This window comes from Thiohalobacter sp., from assembly GCF_027000115.1.
Taxonomy (GTDB): Bacteria; Pseudomonadota; Gammaproteobacteria; order Thiohalobacterales; family Thiohalobacteraceae; genus JALTON01.
In genome coordinates, this window is record NZ_JALTON010000005.1 from 1 (window position 1) to 16,161 (window position 16,161).

The window sequence follows — 16,161 nt, forward strand, 5'->3', positions numbered from 1 at the left end:
AATTCGAGCGCCTGCTCGAGACCTATCTCGCCTGCGCCCCGCGCGGCTTCCGCTCCTTCCTCAAGGCGATGCCGGTCTGGGTGAAGGAAAAGCTCTTTCTCAAGGACCTGCTGCGCAAAGAACTCTCTCAGGCACTCGACCTGCCCCGGAAGGCCCTGCCACCCTTGTTATTCTCAGAGCATCATCTGTCGCACGCGGCTTCCGCCTTCTTCCCCAGTCCCTTCCGGAAGGCCGCCGTGCTCTGCCTGGACGGGGTCGGCGAATGGGCCACCACCTCGGTCTGGCGGGGCGAGGACAACCGGCTCGAGCCCCTCTGGCAACTGGACTTCCCCCACTCCCTCGGCCTGCTGTACTCCGCTTTCACTTACTACGCCGGCTTCCGGGTCAACTCCGGCGAATACAAGCTGATGGGGCTCGCGCCCTACGGGGAGCCCCGATATGTGGACCTCATTCTCGATGAACTCCTGGATCTCAAGGCCGACGGCAGCTTCCGCCTGAATCTGGACTATTTCGATTTTCCCACCGGCCTGCGCATGACCAGCCGCAGGTTCCATGACTTGTTCGGCGGCCCGCCCCGTATCCCGGAATCGCCCATTCGCCAAAAGGACATGGACATCGCCTGTTCCATCCAGCGGGTGACCGAGGAGATCGTGCTGCGTCTCGCCCGCACCCTTCACCGGGAAACGTGCCTGGACCGGCTCTGCCTGGCGGGCGGCGTGGCCTTGAACTGCGTGGCCAACGGCCGGCTGCTGCGGGAAGGGCCCTTCGACTCGGTCTGGATCCAGCCAGCCGCGGGGGACGCGGGCGGCGCCCTGGGGGCCGCGCTGGCCGTCTGGCATCACTACCTGGAGGGCGAGCGACCCGCACCCACCGACGACGCCATGCAGGGCGCCCGGCTGGGCCCGGCCTACGGCATGGACGAAATCACCGCCCGGCTGGACACGCTGGGTGCCGTCTACGCGGTGCTGGACGAGGCGCGCCTGTACGACGAGGTGGCGGCGCGCCTGGCGCAGGACCAGGTGATCGGCTGGTTCCAGGGACGGATGGAGTTCGGCCCCAGGGCCCTGGGCGGGCGTTCCATCCTGGGCAGCCCGCTCGGCGCCGAGATGCAATCGAGGATGAACCTCAAGATCAAGTACCGTGAATCCTTCCGCCCCTTCGCGCCCGCGGTCAAGCATGACCAAGTCGCCGACTGGTTCGAATTCGAAGGCGCATCCCCCTACATGCTGTTCACGGCGCAGGTGGCAGCTCACCGCCGCCTGCCCCTGGACGAAGAGGCCCTGGGCGCCATCGGCCTCGAGCGCCTGCGCCTCCAACGCTCGGAGATCCCGGCCGTCACCCATGTGGACGGCTCGGCGCGCCTGCAGACGGTGCACCCCGACACCGACCCGCGCTTCTACCACCTGCTGGACGCCTTCGAGCGCCGCACGGGCTGCCCGGTGCTGGTCAACACCTCCTTCAATGTCCGTGGGGAACCCATCGTGGCCACGCCGGAAGATGCCTACCGCTGTTTCATGCGTACCGACATGGACTGTCTGGTGCTGGAGAACGCCCTGCTGCTCAAGGTCGATCAACCGCCCTGGCGGGAAGACGGTGACTGGAAGAAGGCCCATGCGCTCGACTGAACCCTGCCCCCCCTCCGACCGGACACTGCGCGGTTTCGGGCTCCTGGCCGGCGTCCTGACCGGGCTGGTCTTCGGCCTCGCGTTGCCGCTGCTCCTCGACCGCCCCATATCGGCCTGGCCCTGGCTCCTCGGCGGAACCCTGGCGCTGGCGGGTCTTGCGCGGCCGGCCCTGCTGGGGCCAGTCTACCGTGCCTGGATGGCGCTGGGCGCCGCGCTCGGCTGGGTCAATACCCGGCTCCTGCTCGGGCTGGTATTCTATGGCCTGGTCCTGCCCATCGGGGTGTTGCTGCGCCTCCTTGGAAGGGATCCCCTGGCGCGCGGCTTTTCCGAGAAGCGGACCAGCTACCGTGTTCCGTCCAGAAAGCCGGACCGGCGGCATTTCGAGAGGCCCTTCTGATGCTGGAACTGCTCAAGGATCTCTGGGACTTCACCCGGACCAGAAAGAAGTTCTGGCTGGTGCCCATCATCGCGGCGCTGCTTCTGTTCGGCATCCTGATCGTCATGACCCAGGGGTCGGCGGTTGCGCCCTTTGTCTATACCCTGTTCTGATACGGGTGACGGCTTGTGCAATATGCGGGCCAGAGCATGTGCCCCATTGGTTTTCATGCAGGTAGGGACGGGGAGCGGAAATGAACGGCATGGGGCTGTTGTACATTTTTCCCCTTGTGGGAATCTTCATGGCATTGCGTACGGTATTGCAGATCAGGTTGGCCCTGGCCAGCCGCTCCTGGCCCAGCACGCATGGTGAACTGCATGGGATAAACATACGCGAAGTCACAAGTCGGGAAATGTCGACCGGCAGGCGGAACTGGATGAGCCAGCACCTGACTGCAGAATATACGTACGAGGTCCAGGGGCGTACCTACCGAGGCCGGAGAGTGACCATGTCGGATGGGCTGGTGAAGCCCCGGAAGCAACTGCTCGAGATCATCGAGAATTACGAATACACCCGTTATTGCAGGGTCTACTACGATCCTGGCAATCCCGAGCGATCGTGCCTGATTCCCGGCCTCCGGATGCTGCAGTTCATGCCACTGGTGACGGCGGCCGGTTTTGTGGCGTTTCCGTTGGTTTTCCAGTCGTTTCTCTGATGGCTTTCCGACGTAATGGGGCAAGGGTCGGGCGTCTGCGGATGCGTGGCATGAGTACTGGCAATGTGGCCGGATCAGGGGTGACTAGCCCGCATCTTCCACCAGGGCGGAAGCGGGCGGCAGGCAACCTGTTGTGTTGGCAGGCAATGAACCGGATTTCTTGCCCGTAGCCCGGCGTACGATTTGTGCCCGCCCGCATCCTGCTGCGGCCCTGGCGCAACATGCGGGCTAGGCAGTGAACAGACTGCCCCCATTGCAGTCACCATCATTTGTTCTGACACTCCCCTCGCTGGATCGCGGCTGGCATGGCAGGTGCCATGGTGACGCTGGGCGCGATATTGTTGATCTGGTCGCTGGCATTCTACGAATCCGGGCATCCGGAAGCGTTGCGTTACGCCCTGGCTTTCTTGGGGGTGGTGTTGGTCATGATCGCCTCGCGACCGGGAACCTGGCGCGCCACGCCTGTCTTCGCTGCCGATCGGTGCGGCATCTATCTCGTGCACCGGAACGGCCGGGATTTCACTCACGTGCCCTGGGAGCACGTGGGCGACATTGGGATCGGCTACAAAGAGGGGGTATTCCGATCCGTTGTAGTCGATGTGAGGCTGAAGGGTGCGGACTGGCGGGTTCTTTCAGGCCACCGAAGCGGGGGCATGGATGACACCCTGAACGAGTACAGAAAAATACCTATCGGCAATGCCTGCAGAGATGTTGAAACGACGTTACGTAAGATAGAATCCGTAAGACGGCAGGCCGCGGACTGGCCTGCCTATCGATCGTGATCGGAATTTGGTCGCAGAGCCCGGTCCATCGGCCCTTGCTCACGCTGTCGCGGAAGCCCTTGTTTTAAGGGGTCTCCCGGTAGCGCGAAAGTACAGCCATTCCACCACGAGACTTGCCGCCAGCAGGGCGCCGGTTCCGTAGAATGCGTCCCTGGATGTCTGCCACTGATACTGCAGTAGCAGGACAAACACGCTCGCCACGGTGACGAGTCCGATCGCGATGATCCGGCGATCACCGCCGTAAGTGATGGAGAGGCGCCAGTGTGCGGCCAGAACGAAAAGGTAGATGACGATGAAGATGCTGCTGGTCATCGCCGCGATGCCACCCAGATCGAACAGTAGCGCAAAGGCAATTCCGAGCCCTGCGGTGATATAGAGTCCTTCCACGGATCCGAACCAGACCTTGCGGTCGAAGGTCTCGGGCAGCACGCCATCCCGCGCCAGCGCATAGGCAACATTGGCGCCACCGTACAGTGTGGCGTTCAACGCGGAGGCGATGGAAAACAGCGCGCCCCAGCTTACGAGCAGATAGCCCTTGTCCCCAAGGAAGGGCCGGGCGGCCTCGGCCAGCGCGAAGTCCTCTGCCTTGATCAGGTCCGGCAGGGGCAGATTGCCAACGGCCACTACCGAGACCAGGACGTAAATCAGCGTGACAAGAGCTATGCTGATGTATATGGCCCTTGGCACATTGCGGCCGGGGTTCCGCAAGTTCTCGGAGGCATTGGTCACCAGGCCGAATCCCATGTAAGAGAGGAAGAAGATCGCCATGGCGTCCAGCATGCCCCCGATGTCAGGCCCCGCGAACTGGGGCGTGATACGTTCGATGCGAATGGACCAGATACCCAGAATCACGAACAGGAGAAGAATGCCGATCTTCATGGCCACTATCCAGAACTCTGCACGGCCCACGCCCGATGAGCCTGTGGCGCCCAGAACGGTGAACAACAGGACGATTCCTACCTCGATCATGCTGGCCAGGCCAGGGGTATCGGGGCCGGGGAACAGCGGCATGAGGTAGCCGGAGAATCCTTTCGCAAACAGGGCGATCGAGATGACATAAGTCAGCCAGTACAGGAAACTGAGCGCGCCCGTTACCAGGTTGCTGCCGAAAGCGGCAATGATGAATTCCATAGGACCGGCATTGGACACGATTCGGCCGCCCAGCCATGCATAAGAGTAGGCGACGAGCAGGGCCAGTATTCCGGACATGATGAATACCAGTGGCAGGTTGGGCCCTGCCAACCGGGCGCCCAGTCCGAAGATGGAGAATATGCTTGCACCGATCATGGTGCCTATGGCCAGGGAAACGGCCTGGGTGAGGGTCAGTGTCTTGTTCGGTTCGGACATGGGGGTATCAGCGTCGTTTTTTCGAAGGGCCATTCCGGCCGCTGGCCGGACTGCGGCAGGTGCCAAGTCGGCGGCGGCTGAAAAGAAACTCGGCGCCTGCGACGACGAGATAGGCGGCTCCTGTCCAGTAGAGGCTCTCGTGATCGGTTTCCCACAGATGATTCAGCAGTGCCACCCAGGCGCTCAGGCTCAGCAGGACCCCGGCTAGCGGATAATATGCGGGGATCCCGAGGCGCTTTCTCAGGCGCCAGGCTGACAGATTGATGGCGAGGAAGACCAGCAGAAACGTGGAACTGGAGAATGATGCAATCATCGACAGGTCGGCCAGATTGACGAAGGCCAGTGTGGTTCCCGTAATGACGATGAGGCTGAACCATGGAATGGTGTGCTGTCTGCGAGTGAAGGCGAAAGCAGCGGGCAGTTCCCTTTCCTCGGCCATGACCTTGCCGAGTCGTGCCGTGCCAAAAAGCGTGGCATTGATGGCCGATGCCGTCGAGAACAGCGCGGCGAGTCCGATCAGCAGGAACCCGGCCTGCCCCAGAAAAGGCTGCGCAGCCACGGCCAGTGCATATTCACCGTACTGGCGGATTTCCTCGGGCCGCAGATTGCCTACGGCCACCAGGGCGACCAGTACATAAATCGAGATGGTGATCCCGATCGCCCAGAAGATACCCCGGCCAAGGTTGCGCTCCGGGTTTTCCATCTCATTGATGGCATTCGGAATGAGCTCGAAGCCCTCGTAGGCGACGAAGATCAGGGCGGCGCCCATGACCAGGCCCATCGTTCCCTGGTCTAGCACCGGTACAAGCTGTGTCGGGTCGAGGTACCACAGCCCGATGACGGCGAACAGGCCAAGGATCAGTACCTTGATCGTGACGATCAGGAGTTCGGTGGTACCACTCGCCCTGACGCCGTACAGGTTGATGCCGAGGAAGGCCAGCAGGACCAGCGTCTGCAGAAGGTGGTGCGCCGCTGCCTGTTGCGGGTCGTTCTGTCCCAGCAGGGCCGACCCGTAGGCGCCGAAGGTATAGGCATAGAGGGCCAGCGTGCCTACATAACCTGCCAGCAGCAGCCAGCCGCCCATGCCGGCAATGTTGGGGTGCCTGAACGCATGTTCGAGATAGGTGAAGCTGCCGCCGTCGGAACGGAAGGAAAGCCCCAGATGGGCATAGGAAAGGCCGGTGAGCAGCGCGATGGCACCGCCCAGGGCGAATGCCAGGGGTGCGGCGTGCCCTGCCTGGGCGATGGCGAGGCCCAGCACCGAGAAGATGCCCCCGCCGATCATGCCGCCCACGCCCATGGCAATCACCTGCGGCAGGCTAAGATGGTCGCTGCGGCGAGGCCTTGCGGGGGACGCGGAGGACCTGCGGGCGCGTGGCATCCGGAGATATTGCCGCATGCACCGCCAGGTGACAAGCGCAGCCGCATCACTTGATCAAGCCAGACCAGCGGAACTGCGCTATGTCAGTGCTTGCCCTGGAGGCGGGTTGACCTGCATATTGCACCCTTGTTCATGAGCGTGATGGGCGGGTTCAGAGATCGTTTCGGGCAGGTGCGGATGCATGCAGACTGGTGACGAGGCATGGATGGGCGAGGCGCTGGCACTGGCTGAGCGTGCTGCGGCCGAGGGCGAGGTGCCGGTGGGTGCCCTGGTGGTGCGCGATGGCGAGTGTATTGGTCGGGGCTGGAACCGGCCAATCGCGACCCATGACCCTACGGCGCATGCCGAGATCAATGCCTTGCGGGATGCCGCCGAACGCATGGGCAACTACCGCCTCACCGGTTCGACCCTCTACGTGACCCTGGAGCCCTGCCTGATGTGCAGCGGTGCGCTGGTCCATGCCCGTGTCGAGCGGCTGGTGTTTGGCGCGCCGGACGCTCGCCGTGGCGCGGTATGCTCTCATCTCGACGTCTTTTCCCAGCCCTGGCTGAACCACCGTGTGGCCGTCACCGGCGGCGTGCTGGCCGAGCCGGCAGCCGAGTTGCTGCGGGCCTTCTTTCGCGAACGTCGGGAATAAGACCGGGAGGCCAAGCGTCCCATATCGGGATGGCTGGGCACAGCCATGAGTACGTCCTTGCCCGCAGAAGCAGTCTTATGAATCAGCAGGTATCGCCAACCATGAAGCAGTCGCTGTCTCTGGTGTCCCTTGCCATCCCCCTCTCTGTCCTCGGTGGCTGTTCGAATGAGCCCGATCCGGCCGAGGTGACTGAAGCGTCTCCAGCGCCTGCCGTCCAGGAGGCGACCGTGGCCGAGCCGGCGGTGGAGGCGCCTGTGCCCGCCTATCCCCCGGCCACGGTCGAAATGTCGCTGAAGCAGGTCGGACCGCACTTCTGGTACGCCGAGGGTACGCCGGGGGTGGCCACCGACAACCAGGGATTCGTGTCCAACGCCGGGGTAATCGTGACCGGCGAGGGTGTGATCGTGGTGGACAGCCTGGGCACGCCGTCACTGGCGCAGATGCTGGTCGAGCGCATCCGTGAGATTACTGATCAACCGATCCGCAAGGTCATCGTGACCCACTACCATGCCGACCACATCTATGGCTTGCAGGTGTTCGAGGAACTGGGCGCTGAGATCCTGGCGCCGGTCGGGGCCGAGAACTACCTGCGCTCCGAGCAGGCGCAGGAGCGCCTGGAGGAGCGGCGGTTCTCGCTCGACCCCTGGGTCAATGACCGCACGCGGCTGGTGGAGCCGGATCGCTACGTCGGCACGGCCGAGACCCTGACCCTGGGCGAGGTCACGCTGACGCTGACCCCGGTGGGCAGTGCCCATTCCGACGGGGACCTGACCGTCTATGTCGAGCCGGACCGGGTGCTGTATTCGGGCGACATCATCTTCGAGGGTCGCATCCCCTTCCTGGGCGATGCCAACGCCTCCCGCTGGGTGGCCGTGCTGGAAAGGATGCAGACCCGGGGTCTGACCGCACTGGTGCCTGGTCATGGCCCGGCCGCGAAGGACCCGCAGCAGGCCATTCGTGCCACCTACGAGTATCTTGCCTATTTGCGGGAGAAGATGGGCGCGGCCGTAGCCGAGTTCATTCCCTTCGACGAGGCCTACGCCGACACCGACTGGTCGCGCTTCGCGCACCTGCCGGCCTTCGAGGCAGCGAACCGGCGTAATGCCTATCAGGTCTATCTGGCCATGGAGGCGGAAGCACTCGGCCAGTAGGCAGGCTCAGAGTGTCGGGAAGTCGGTGAGCACACCGTTGAACGCCGGCCGGATTGCCGGTTCCCGGTTCTGTTCCGAGTACCACACCAGAATGTCGTAGTAGGAGCGGATGTTCTCGACATAGCGGACCGGCTCGTGGCCGCGCGCATAGCCATACCGGGTCTTCTTGTACCATTTCTTCTTCGCCAGCAAGGGCAGGTTCTTCTTCACATCCACCCACTTGTCCGGGTCGCCGCCGTTCATCTGGGTCAGGCGCCGGGCATCCTCGAGGTGCCCGAAGCCCACGTTGTAGGCCGCCAGTGCCATCCAGGTCCGGTCGGGTTCGGGAATCCGTTCCGGGATCTTGTCGTGCATCATGGCGATGTAACGGGCGCCGCCCAGGATGCTCTGTTCCGGGTCGAGACGATTGTCGAGACCGAGATGACGCATGGTGTCCAGGGTCAGCATCATGATGCCGCGCACGCCGGTCGGGGAGCGTGCCTTGGGTCGCCAGTGCGACTCCTGGTAGCCGATGGCTGCCAGCAGCCGCCAGTCCAGGCCGGTCTCTTGCGCGGCTTTCTGGAACAGGTCGATGAACTCGGGCAGACGCTGCTGGATGTGGCGCAGGTAGAGGCGTGTGCCCACGTAATCGAAGTTCTGGACGTGGCCGTAGTGGCGCTCGATGAGCTGGGCCAGTGTGCCATCGGCACGAATGCGGTTGAAGAAGGCGCGCGCGGCATCGAACAGGCTGCTGTCCTCGCCATGGGCAAAGGCCCAGGCCAGCTGCTCCGGTTCGTCGATGTCGAAGGCCACGCGCAGTTCCGGGTAGAAACGCTGGTTGAGCCGGAACTCGTTGGAGTCGGCGATGGTGTAGTCGATCACCTGTTCCCAGACCAGGGCCAGGAGTTCCTCGCTTTCCAGCTCCCTGTTGGCGCACCAGCTGAGCCCGGGGTGTTCTTTTTTCAGCGCCTTGAGCCGTTCTTCATGGCTGCTGCCGGCGACCACTTCGAGAATGCCGTCCAGTTCGTCCAGATTGCGCGGGCGGGGCATGCCCTGCCGATAGACGAGCTGCGGGGTGATGGACTGGTAGCTGGGGCCGAAGCGGACCAGCTTCTTGCGTGCCTCGGTGATGGTCAGGCCGGCCGCGGCGAGGTGCACGTCGCCGCGGATGACCATGGGCAGGATGGCGTCGAAGTTTTCGGGAATCTCCAGCCGCAGGCGCACGCCCAGCTCCTCCGCGAACAGGCGGGCCAGGTCGTACTCCAGTCCCGTCGGGCCGTTCGGCCCCTCGTAATAGGTTGTCGGGCTGTTCCGCGTGGCCACCACCAGCTCGCCGCCCGACTTCACTTCCTCCAATAGCGACGCCGGACGACCACAGGCCGTCAGGGCAAGGCTGGCAAGCAGGGGAAACAGCAGGCGTCTCATGCAGGGTTTCGGGGGTGGGGTATCCAGAAGTCTTAGCGGTAGAGGGGCCAGGAAGATTTAGAGTTCCCTGATGAATTCGGCTAGAATACCGCACTTTCCCGCCCGGGTGCCGGCCGGGATGCTCGAGGCGCCGACTATTTCCTTGTATATCAATAGGTTATTGGAAGGCGTACAGCCCGCATGCCACAGGGTGGCGTGTTGATGGGTGTGGTCCTTCGGTGCAGGCCCGTTGATATGTCACACCGGTGTCGGTCGGCAGTCGGGCGGAAAGCTGCTTTATTTGGAGAGGTGCCAGAGAGGCCGAATGAGCTCGACTCGAAATCGAGTGTCCGCTCGCGCGGACCGTGGGTTCGAGCCGAGCGCGCGCAGCGGGCGAGACGACGCCGCAGCGCAGCGGAGGCGCCCCGGAGGGGTGAGGCGCGTAGCGCCGAATCAATCCCACCCTCTTGTGGTGGCGCAGGGCTCGCGGCCCTGCGGCAGCACTGGACAAACGGGTAACATCGGCGTGTATCGGCAGTCAGGCGGAAAGCTGCTTTATTTGGAGAGGTGCCAGAGAGGCCGAATGGGCTCGACTCGAAATCGAGTGTCCGCTCGCGCGGACCGTGGGTTCGAATCCCACCCTCTCCGCCATACAAGAGAAGGGGGCCGCCGGGTCCCCTTTCTCATGGACTCGAGGAACTCCGGCCCCCTACTTCTTCGAGCCCGCTCCCCCGTCGTCTTCCATCCCCTCGATAATCGGACAGCCTTCGCCCGCCCCGCGGCACAGATTGACCAGCAGCTTGAGTTCGTTCCGCAGCAGGGTCAGCTCCTCCAGTCGTGCCTCGACCTCCGCGAGCTTGCGTGCCGTGAGCTGGCGTACGTGATGGCGGGCATGTTGCGGGTCCTCGCGCATGGTCAGCAGCTTGCCGATCTCGTCGAGCGAGAAGTTCATCTTCTGCGCGCGCTGGATGAAGCGCAGTCGGGATAGGTCACGTTCACCGTAGACGCGGATGCCTGAAGGCGTGCGCGCCACGTTCGGCAACAGGCCGATGCGTTCGTAGTAACGCAGGGTGTCGGCGGACAGGCCGGTCAGCCGGCAGACCTCGCCGATGCGCAGGCGCTTGCGGGGTGCCGGCGTCATCCGGCGCCCCGTTGCGCGGCCTCGACGGCGGCCTGCAGCGCCGTCCGCAGCTTCTCCGTCGCAGGCAGGCCGGTGAAGCGCAGCCGGCCATCGATGACGATGGCGGGCGTGGCCAGGATGCCCAGGCGAACGGCGTCATCCAGTGCCTCGATCACATCCCTTTCCCGGTATTCCAGTCGATCATCGTTCAGGGCAGCGACCAGTTCCCGCAGCAGTGCCCGGGCACGGTCGCAGCGCGGGCAGTCGGGGGCATGGAAGAGTTCGACGCGGATGGTCATGGGCGGATCCGGTAGCGGCGGTACCACTATTGCTGCCGGGCATGGGGAGGTCAAGTCATGGCGCGGGTACATCAGCCTTCCAGCCAGCGCGCGATGGGCAGGGCGAGATAGGCGGCCATGAAGCCGATGGTCCACACGGCGATCGCCAGCGCGAGGATCCGGCGATTCCAGCGTGCAGCCTGCTCGCAGGCCGCGCGCAGCGCCGGGTCCGTGGGGCACTGGCGGTTGCGGTGGGTGGCCCACCAGCCCGTGGCCAGCAGCAGCCCCGAGATGGCGAACACCCAGGTCTTGTGCTGGCTGAGCGTGATCAGGAAGGGCAGGGAGCTGGTCAGCGCGGCGACCGCGGAACCCATCCCCAGCGTGACCAGGGCAATGGGCAGCGCGCAGCAGACCAGGGTACCGGTGGTCGTGAACAGGGCCAGCCAGGACAGCTTTCCTTCGATTCCCTTGGGCGGTCTGGTCATGGCAAGGTTTGCACTTCCATGCTGCGATAGGTGAAGCCGGCATCCTGGAACAGTTGCTGGAGCTGTGGTTCCGACAGGTGCAGGTCTTCCCGGGTTCTGACCGTCACCAGGCCCCGGTCGAGGTCGACATCGACCGTTTCGACCCCGTCGATGGCCTTGAGTTTCTTTTCAACACCGTAGGCGCAGTAGGGGCAGGCCAGCCCATCCACCCGCATACGGTATTCCAGGGCGCCGGCCGAGACGGCCTGGGACATCATCAGCAACAGCGTCATCATCAGCGTTCGAGCTTGCATGGTGCATTCCTCCGGTTGGTTGTCTACATATGCCATTCCAGGGTCAGGCGCGCGCGATAGTCGGCCTCGGGCTGGTCGCCGTCGAGGTTCGAGTGGACGGGTATCTGCACGCCGGCCTTGACCGCAAAGTTGCGCAGGGTCCAGAAGATGCCCGGCGACAGGAACCATTGCTGGCCGCCGGTATTGGCGATCCGCTGTCCGGCGCGGCTGTCGGCCCAGGTGTGTTCGCCGTTCAGTTCGAGCAGCCATACGGTGTCCGGTTCCAGGTAACCGCTCGGGTTGGGGCGGATGCCGCCAACAAGATCCACCAACAGCCGGTCGCCGCGATCGATGCCGCCGGGACCGCTGCCGTTGTGGCGGTACCGGATACTGGCCCAACGATACCAGCGGCGGCTCTCGTAGCCGTAACTGAGGCCCAGCAGGGTGTCCGTGGCGCCCTTGCCGAGCGGCGGGCGCCGGTCGCTGTCAGCGGTGTCGAAAATGGCCTTCAGTGACACTGCTGCCGACGATTGTTGCCCCAGGCTATCGTGGCGCCAGAAGCGGTACTTGGTGAAGAGGCTGAGATCACCGGCGCCCTCGCTGCGGTTGGACTGGTCACTGCGGAAGCGGTAGGGCAGTTCGGCGCCGAGCGTCCAGTTGCCGGTCAGGCCGTATGTGAACTCGAAACCGGTTCGGGTATCGCGTTGTGATCCTGCCCGCCCGGTGGCGGTGTCCAGCGCAATGTCCAGGCCGCCTTTGTAGAGTACATGCGGGCCGAGTCCGAACACCGGGTTGTGCGCGGTGGCGCTGCCGCCTGAGAGCGACAATGCCAGCAGGAGCGAGACGCGCCAGGGGGTAATGCTGGGAAAGGGCATGGTGTTACCTCGGTCGTTTACTGACGATCTGTGGCAAGCCTAGTTCCTGGAGTCAGCTCCAGGTCAAGCCTTTTCCGGCGTCATTTCTGGTTCATCCCGTAATGTCATGTACTGATTGCATTTTATTCGGGTCTGCGCCACTGTTGGGTGCGATCGGAGGCAGGCGCATGAGCGACGATCCATTCACCGCAGCGATCTCCCGCGACATCTGGGACACCAGGTACCGCTATCGCGACGACGCGGGCGAGCACGACCGGAGCATCCGTGACACCTGGCGGCGGGTCGCGGAGGGCGCGGCCAGCGTGGAGGGCATGGCGAGCGCGGACTGGGCGCGGCGCTTCTACCGGATACTGGACGACTTCCGCTTTCTGCCGGGCGGCCGCATCTTCGCCGGTACCGGCACCTGCCACGAGGTCACCCTGTTCAACTGCTTCGTCATGGGCGTCATCGAGGATTCGATGGACGGCATCTTCGAGGCGCTCAAGGAAGGCGCGCTCACCATGCAGCAGGGCGGCGGCGTGGGCTACGATTTTTCCACCCTGCGGCCGAAGGGGGTGCGCGGCCGGCGCGTCGGCGGCATCGCTTCCGGGCCGGTGTCCTTCATGCGCATCTGGGATGCCATGTGCGCCACGCTGCTGTCCACCGGTGCGCGGCGCGGCGCCATGATGGCGACCCTGCGCTGTGATCATCCCGACATCGAACTGTTCATCGACGCCAAGCGCCAGCCGGGTGAGCTGCGCCACTTCAACCTGTCGGTGCAGGTGACGGATGCCTTCATGGAGGCGGTGGAGGCCGATGCCGAGTGGCCGCTGGTATTCCCGGATGCCGGGCTGCCGGCGTCGGAGCCGGGCCTGGGCACGGTCGAGCGGGTGTGGACAGGCCAGCGCGAGCCGGTGTCCTGCCGGGTGCTGAAGGTGGTGCGTGCCCGCGCGCTGTGGGATCGCATCATGCAGGCGACCTACCAGTACGCCGAGCCGGGCGTACTGTTCGTCGACCGCATCAACGACATGAACAACCTGCACTGGTGCGAGCGCATCACCGCCACCAATCCCTGCGGAGAGGTGCCGCTGCCGCCGTATGGTGCCTGCAATCTGGGCTCGGTCAATCTCACCCGCTTCGTGCAAGCGCCGTTCAGCGCGCAGGCCGGGCTGGACTGGGAGGGGCTGCGCCAGACCACGGCCATGGCCGTGCGCCTGCTCGACAACATCATCGACCTGTCACGCTTTCCGTTGCCACAGCAGCAGGCGGTGGAGCGAGGCAACCGGCGCATCGGCCTCGGCCTGACCGGCCTGGCGGATACCCTCATCATGCTCGGCCTGAGCTATGGCGAGGCCGGGGCCCGCGAACTGGCGGCAAGGGTGATGGAAACGATCTGTCACACCGCTTACCGGACTTCCATCGAACTGGCCGCGGAAAAGGGGGCCTTCCCCCTGTTCGAGGCCGAGCCCTACCTCGCCAGCCGCTTCGTGCGTGCCCTGCCCGAAAACATCCGCCAGGGCATCGCCGCCCAGGGCATCCGCAACAGCCATCTCACGGCCATTGCGCCCACGGGCACCATCAGCCTGCTGGCCAACAATGTCTCCAGTGGCCTGGAGCCGGTGTTCGATTTCCATTACCGGCGCAAGGTGCTGCAGCTCGACGGCAGCTACCGCGAGTACGAACTCGAGGACTTCGCGCTGCGCACCTGGCGTGATCTGCACGGTGACGAGCCCTTGCCCGGGGCCTTCGTCGATGCCCGCAGCCTGCCGCCCGACGCGCACCTGCAGATGCAGGCGGCCCTGCAGCCGCATGTGGACAACGCGATTTCCAAGACCATCAACGTCCCGGCGCTCTATCCGCTGGATGCGTTCAAGGGTATCTATCGCAAGGCCTGGAAGCTGGGGCTCAAGGGCTGCACCACCTTCCGCCCGAACCCCGTTACCGGCGAGGTGCTGAGCGCGCCGGAAAAACAGGCGTCGCATTGTTGCAGCATCGAGCGAGAGGCGGACTGAGAAAGTTCAAGGTGCGTGCGCCGAGACTGGAATGGCCACCTGCGGTATGCTGGGCGCTGGTGCGTATCCGAGGCCAACTGTCGTGGTTCGACGCTGGTTTTTCATCATCTCCTCGCTGCTGGTGCTGCTGATCGCGGGGCTGGGCCTGGCCTGGCCGGGCGCCTGGTGGGCCATGGCGGTGATCGGGCCGCTGATCGCGCTGGGCATCCGCGACTCCCTGCAGACGCGCCACACCCTGCTGCGCAACTTCCCGGTCATCGGTCATGGCCGCTATTTCATGGAGATGATCCGCCCGGAGGTTCAGCAGTACTTCATCGAGTCCAACATCGATGCCTTTCCCATCGAGCGCGAATTCCGCGCAGTTGTGTACCGGCGCGCCAAGGGGCAGCTCGACACCACGCCCTTCGGTACCCAGCGCGATGTCTATCGCATCGGCTACGAGTGGGCGAGCCACTCGCTGGCCGCGCGGCCAGCCCCGGGCGAGGCGCCACGGGTGGTCATCGGCGGCCCGGACTGTAAACGCCCCTACAATGCTTCCCTGCTCAACATCTCCGCGATGAGCTTCGGGGCGCTGTCGAAAAACGCGGTGCTGGCGTTGAATCGCGCCGCGGCCCGGGGCGGCTTTGCCCACAATACCGGCGAGGGCGGCATTTCTCCCTACCATCTGGAGCCGGGCGGCGACCTGATCTGGCAGATCGGCACCGGCTACTTCGGCTGCCGCACCGCCGACGGTCGCTTCGACCCGCAGAAGTTCCAGGAGCAGGCTGCGCAGGAGAGCGTGCGCATGATCGAGCTCAAGCTGTCCCAGGGGGCCAAGCCCGGCCACGGGGGTGTGCTGCCCGGGGTCAAGGTGACCGAGGAGATCGCGCGCATCCGTGGCCTGGAGCCGGGGAGGACGGTGTTCTCGCCACCGGCTCACAGCGCCTTCGGCAACCCCATAGAGATGATGGAGTTCGTCGCCGAGCTGCGCCGCCTTTCCGGCGGCAAGCCGGTGGGCTTCAAGCTCTGTGTTGGGCGCCGCGAGGACTTTTTCGCCATCTGCAAGGCCATGCTGGAAACCGGAATAAAGCCCGATTTCATTACCGTGGACGGCGGTGAGGGCGGTACCGGAGCGGCGCCACTGGAGTTTGCCAATTCGGTGGGGATGCCGGCGCGCGATGCCTGGCTGTTCGTGCACAGCGCGCTGCGCGGCGCGGGGCTGCGGGACGACATTCGCCTGATCGCCTCCGGCAAGATTCTGAGCGGCTTTCATGTGGTGCGGGCGCTGGCACTGGGCGCCGACGTCTGCGCCTCGGCCCGCGGCATGATGCTGGCGCTGGGCTGCATCCAGTCGCTGCGCTGCAACACCAACCACTGTCCTACGGGTATCACCACCCAGGATCCCGCCCTGTATTACGGTCTGGATGTGACCGACAAGGCAGAGCGGGTGGCGCGCTTCCATGCGGCCACGCTGCACAGCGTCATGGAGATTGTCGGCGCCATGGGCCTGGATCGGCCCTGTGAACTGATGCCGCGGCACATCTTCCGTCGCGTCGACGACCTGCGGGTCAGCTCGCTGGATGAACTCTACGAGGTGCTGGAGCCTGGTCAGCTGGTGTCGGGTGAACAACTTCCTGCCGATATGCGCCAGGCCTGGTTCGAGAGCCGGGCCGACCGGTGGCCCAGCTAGCCCGGATATTCCCCCAGGGCGGAAGTGCGTCCCGAGCCCCGCTGCAAATCCGCTATCATCCGCAGCCCCTGGAG

At 64.5% G+C, this 16,161-nt stretch carries 17 protein-coding genes and 1 tRNA gene; 10 read left to right on the forward strand and 8 right to left on the reverse strand.

Features of this window, described 5'->3' with window-relative positions; genetic code table 11:
• The 5 genes from MVF76_RS00725 to MVF76_RS00745 form a co-directional block, all read left to right on the forward strand.
• Nucleotides 1–1,625, forward strand: a 1,625-nt coding sequence (locus tag MVF76_RS00725; protein WP_297526666.1) for a carbamoyltransferase family protein, incomplete at its 5' end; no start/stop codon positions are given.
• Nucleotides 1,612–2,022, forward strand: a complete 411-nt coding sequence (locus MVF76_RS00730; protein WP_297526668.1) for an SxtJ family membrane protein — start codon at nt 1,612–1,614, stop codon at nt 2,020–2,022. The genes MVF76_RS00725 and MVF76_RS00730, both read left to right, overlap by 14 nt.
• The gene (locus tag MVF76_RS00735; RefSeq protein WP_297526671.1) at nt 2,022–2,174 is read left to right on the forward strand and encodes a DUF5989 family protein; all 153 of its coding nucleotides are present in this window, start codon (nt 2,022–2,024) and stop codon (nt 2,172–2,174) included. The genes MVF76_RS00730 and MVF76_RS00735 overlap by 1 nt, the downstream gene beginning before the upstream one ends.
• Before the next feature lie 89 nt (nt 2,175–2,263).
• On the forward strand, nt 2,264–2,716 hold the full coding sequence (locus MVF76_RS00740) for a DUF3592 domain-containing protein (protein ID WP_297526673.1): 453 nt from the start codon (nt 2,264–2,266) through the stop codon (nt 2,714–2,716).
• Between the two features lie 305 nt (nt 2,717–3,021).
• On the forward strand, nt 3,022–3,498 hold the full coding sequence (locus MVF76_RS00745) for a hypothetical protein (RefSeq protein WP_297526675.1): 477 nt from the start codon (nt 3,022–3,024) through the stop codon (nt 3,496–3,498).
• A gap of 39 nt (nt 3,499–3,537) precedes the next feature.
• Here MVF76_RS00745 and MVF76_RS00750 read toward each other — a convergent pair whose 3' ends face one another.
• Together MVF76_RS00750 and MVF76_RS00755 are read right to left on the reverse strand one after the other, a co-directional pair.
• A complete protein-coding gene (locus tag MVF76_RS00750; RefSeq protein WP_297526676.1) occupies nt 3,538–4,845 on the reverse strand; it encodes an APC family permease in 1,308 nt (435 codons plus the stop codon).
• Nucleotides 4,846–4,852: 7 nt separating this feature from the next.
• Complete coding sequence (locus MVF76_RS00755) at nt 4,853–6,244, reverse strand: APC family permease (RefSeq protein WP_317622907.1); 1,392 nt, start codon at nt 6,242–6,244, stop codon at nt 4,853–4,855.
• 163 nt (nt 6,245–6,407) lie between these two features.
• On the opposite strand from MVF76_RS00755, the gene tadA reads away from it, so the two are divergent.
• A complete protein-coding gene (gene tadA / locus MVF76_RS00760) occupies nt 6,408–6,863 on the forward strand; it encodes a tRNA adenosine(34) deaminase TadA (protein WP_297526680.1) in 456 nt (151 codons plus the stop codon).
• Nucleotides 6,864–6,964: 101 nt separating this feature from the next.
• The gene (locus tag MVF76_RS00765) at nt 6,965–8,014 is read left to right on the forward strand and encodes an MBL fold metallo-hydrolase (RefSeq protein ID WP_297526681.1); all 1,050 of its coding nucleotides are present in this window, start codon (nt 6,965–6,967) and stop codon (nt 8,012–8,014) included.
• A 6-nt stretch (nt 8,015–8,020) separates the two neighbouring features.
• Here MVF76_RS00765 and mltF read toward each other — a convergent pair whose 3' ends face one another.
• Nucleotides 8,021–9,418 (reverse strand): membrane-bound lytic murein transglycosylase MltF, encoded by a 1,398-nt coding sequence (mltF, locus tag MVF76_RS00770; RefSeq protein WP_297526684.1) that lies wholly within the window; start codon nt 9,416–9,418, stop codon nt 8,021–8,023.
• Nucleotides 9,419–9,958: 540 nt separating this feature from the next.
• Here mltF and MVF76_RS00775 point away from each other — a divergent pair.
• Nucleotides 9,959–10,048, forward strand: a tRNA-Ser gene (locus MVF76_RS00775).
• A 58-nt stretch (nt 10,049–10,106) separates the two neighbouring features.
• Here the strand turns inward: MVF76_RS00775 and MVF76_RS00780 are convergent.
• From MVF76_RS00780 to MVF76_RS00800, 5 genes are all read right to left on the reverse strand, one after another.
• Entirely contained in the window at nt 10,107–10,538 is a 432-nt protein-coding gene (locus tag MVF76_RS00780) for a heavy metal-responsive transcriptional regulator (RefSeq protein WP_297526686.1), read from the reverse strand.
• Nucleotides 10,535–10,816 carry a thioredoxin family protein gene (locus MVF76_RS00785; protein WP_297526688.1) on the reverse strand — a complete coding sequence of 94 codons (282 nt, stop codon included), beginning with the start codon at nt 10,814–10,816 and terminating at the stop codon, nt 10,535–10,537. The genes MVF76_RS00780 and MVF76_RS00785 overlap by 4 nt, the downstream gene beginning before the upstream one ends.
• 71 nt (nt 10,817–10,887) lie before the next feature.
• Nucleotides 10,888–11,280, reverse strand: coding sequence for a hypothetical protein (locus MVF76_RS00790; RefSeq protein ID WP_297526690.1), 393 nt, complete (start codon nt 11,278–11,280; stop codon nt 10,888–10,890).
• Nucleotides 11,277–11,573 carry a heavy-metal-associated domain-containing protein gene (locus tag MVF76_RS00795; protein ID WP_297526692.1) on the reverse strand — a complete coding sequence of 99 codons (297 nt, stop codon included), beginning with the start codon at nt 11,571–11,573 and terminating at the stop codon, nt 11,277–11,279. The genes MVF76_RS00790 and MVF76_RS00795 overlap by 4 nt, the downstream gene beginning before the upstream one ends.
• Before the next feature lie 23 nt (nt 11,574–11,596).
• Nucleotides 11,597–12,427 (reverse strand): transporter, encoded by an 831-nt coding sequence (locus tag MVF76_RS00800; protein WP_297526694.1) that lies wholly within the window; start codon nt 12,425–12,427, stop codon nt 11,597–11,599.
• A gap of 167 nt (nt 12,428–12,594) precedes the next feature.
• Between MVF76_RS00800 and MVF76_RS00805 the strand changes: the two genes are divergently transcribed.
• Nucleotides 12,595–14,418, forward strand: coding sequence for an adenosylcobalamin-dependent ribonucleoside-diphosphate reductase (locus MVF76_RS00805; RefSeq protein ID WP_297526696.1), 1,824 nt, complete (start codon nt 12,595–12,597; stop codon nt 14,416–14,418).
• A gap of 46 nt (nt 14,419–14,464) precedes the next feature.
• A complete protein-coding gene (locus MVF76_RS00810) occupies nt 14,465–16,087 on the forward strand; it encodes an FMN-binding glutamate synthase family protein (RefSeq protein WP_411293531.1) in 1,623 nt (540 codons plus the stop codon).
• The last annotated feature ends 74 nt before the right edge of the window (nt 16,088–16,161 follow it).

Excerpts from the sequence above, each read along its gene's own strand:
- MVF76_RS00730 (WP_297526668.1), top strand. The coding sequence starts at position 1,612 with ATGCGCTCGACTGAACCCTGCCCCCCCTCCGACCGGACACTGCGCGGT.
- MVF76_RS00735 (WP_297526671.1), top strand. The coding sequence starts at position 2,022 with ATGCTGGAACTGCTCAAGGATCTCTGGGACTTCACCCGGACCAGAAAG.
- MVF76_RS00740 (WP_297526673.1), top strand. The coding sequence starts at position 2,264 with ATGGGGCTGTTGTACATTTTTCCCCTTGTGGGAATCTTCATGGCATTG.
- MVF76_RS00745 (WP_297526675.1), top strand. The coding sequence starts at position 3,022 with ATGGCAGGTGCCATGGTGACGCTGGGCGCGATATTGTTGATCTGGTCG.
- MVF76_RS00750 (WP_297526676.1), bottom strand. The coding sequence starts at position 4,845 with ATGTCCGAACCGAACAAGACACTGACCCTCACCCAGGCCGTTTCCCTG.
- MVF76_RS00755 (WP_317622907.1), bottom strand. The coding sequence starts at position 6,244 with ATGCGGCAATATCTCCGGATGCCACGCGCCCGCAGGTCCTCCGCGTCC.
- tadA (WP_297526680.1), top strand. The coding sequence starts at position 6,408 with ATGCAGACTGGTGACGAGGCATGGATGGGCGAGGCGCTGGCACTGGCT.
- MVF76_RS00765 (WP_297526681.1), top strand. The coding sequence starts at position 6,965 with ATGAAGCAGTCGCTGTCTCTGGTGTCCCTTGCCATCCCCCTCTCTGTC.
- mltF (WP_297526684.1), bottom strand. The coding sequence starts at position 9,418 with ATGAGACGCCTGCTGTTTCCCCTGCTTGCCAGCCTTGCCCTGACGGCC.
- MVF76_RS00780 (WP_297526686.1), bottom strand. The coding sequence starts at position 10,538 with ATGACGCCGGCACCCCGCAAGCGCCTGCGCATCGGCGAGGTCTGCCGG.
- MVF76_RS00785 (WP_297526688.1), bottom strand. The coding sequence starts at position 10,816 with ATGACCATCCGCGTCGAACTCTTCCATGCCCCCGACTGCCCGCGCTGC.
- MVF76_RS00790 (WP_297526690.1), bottom strand. The coding sequence starts at position 11,280 with ATGACCAGACCGCCCAAGGGAATCGAAGGAAAGCTGTCCTGGCTGGCC.
- MVF76_RS00795 (WP_297526692.1), bottom strand. The coding sequence starts at position 11,573 with ATGCAAGCTCGAACGCTGATGATGACGCTGTTGCTGATGATGTCCCAG.
- MVF76_RS00800 (WP_297526694.1), bottom strand. The coding sequence starts at position 12,427 with ATGCCCTTTCCCAGCATTACCCCCTGGCGCGTCTCGCTCCTGCTGGCA.
- MVF76_RS00805 (WP_297526696.1), top strand. The coding sequence starts at position 12,595 with ATGAGCGACGATCCATTCACCGCAGCGATCTCCCGCGACATCTGGGAC.
- MVF76_RS00810 (WP_411293531.1), top strand. The coding sequence starts at position 14,465 with ATGCTGGGCGCTGGTGCGTATCCGAGGCCAACTGTCGTGGTTCGACGC.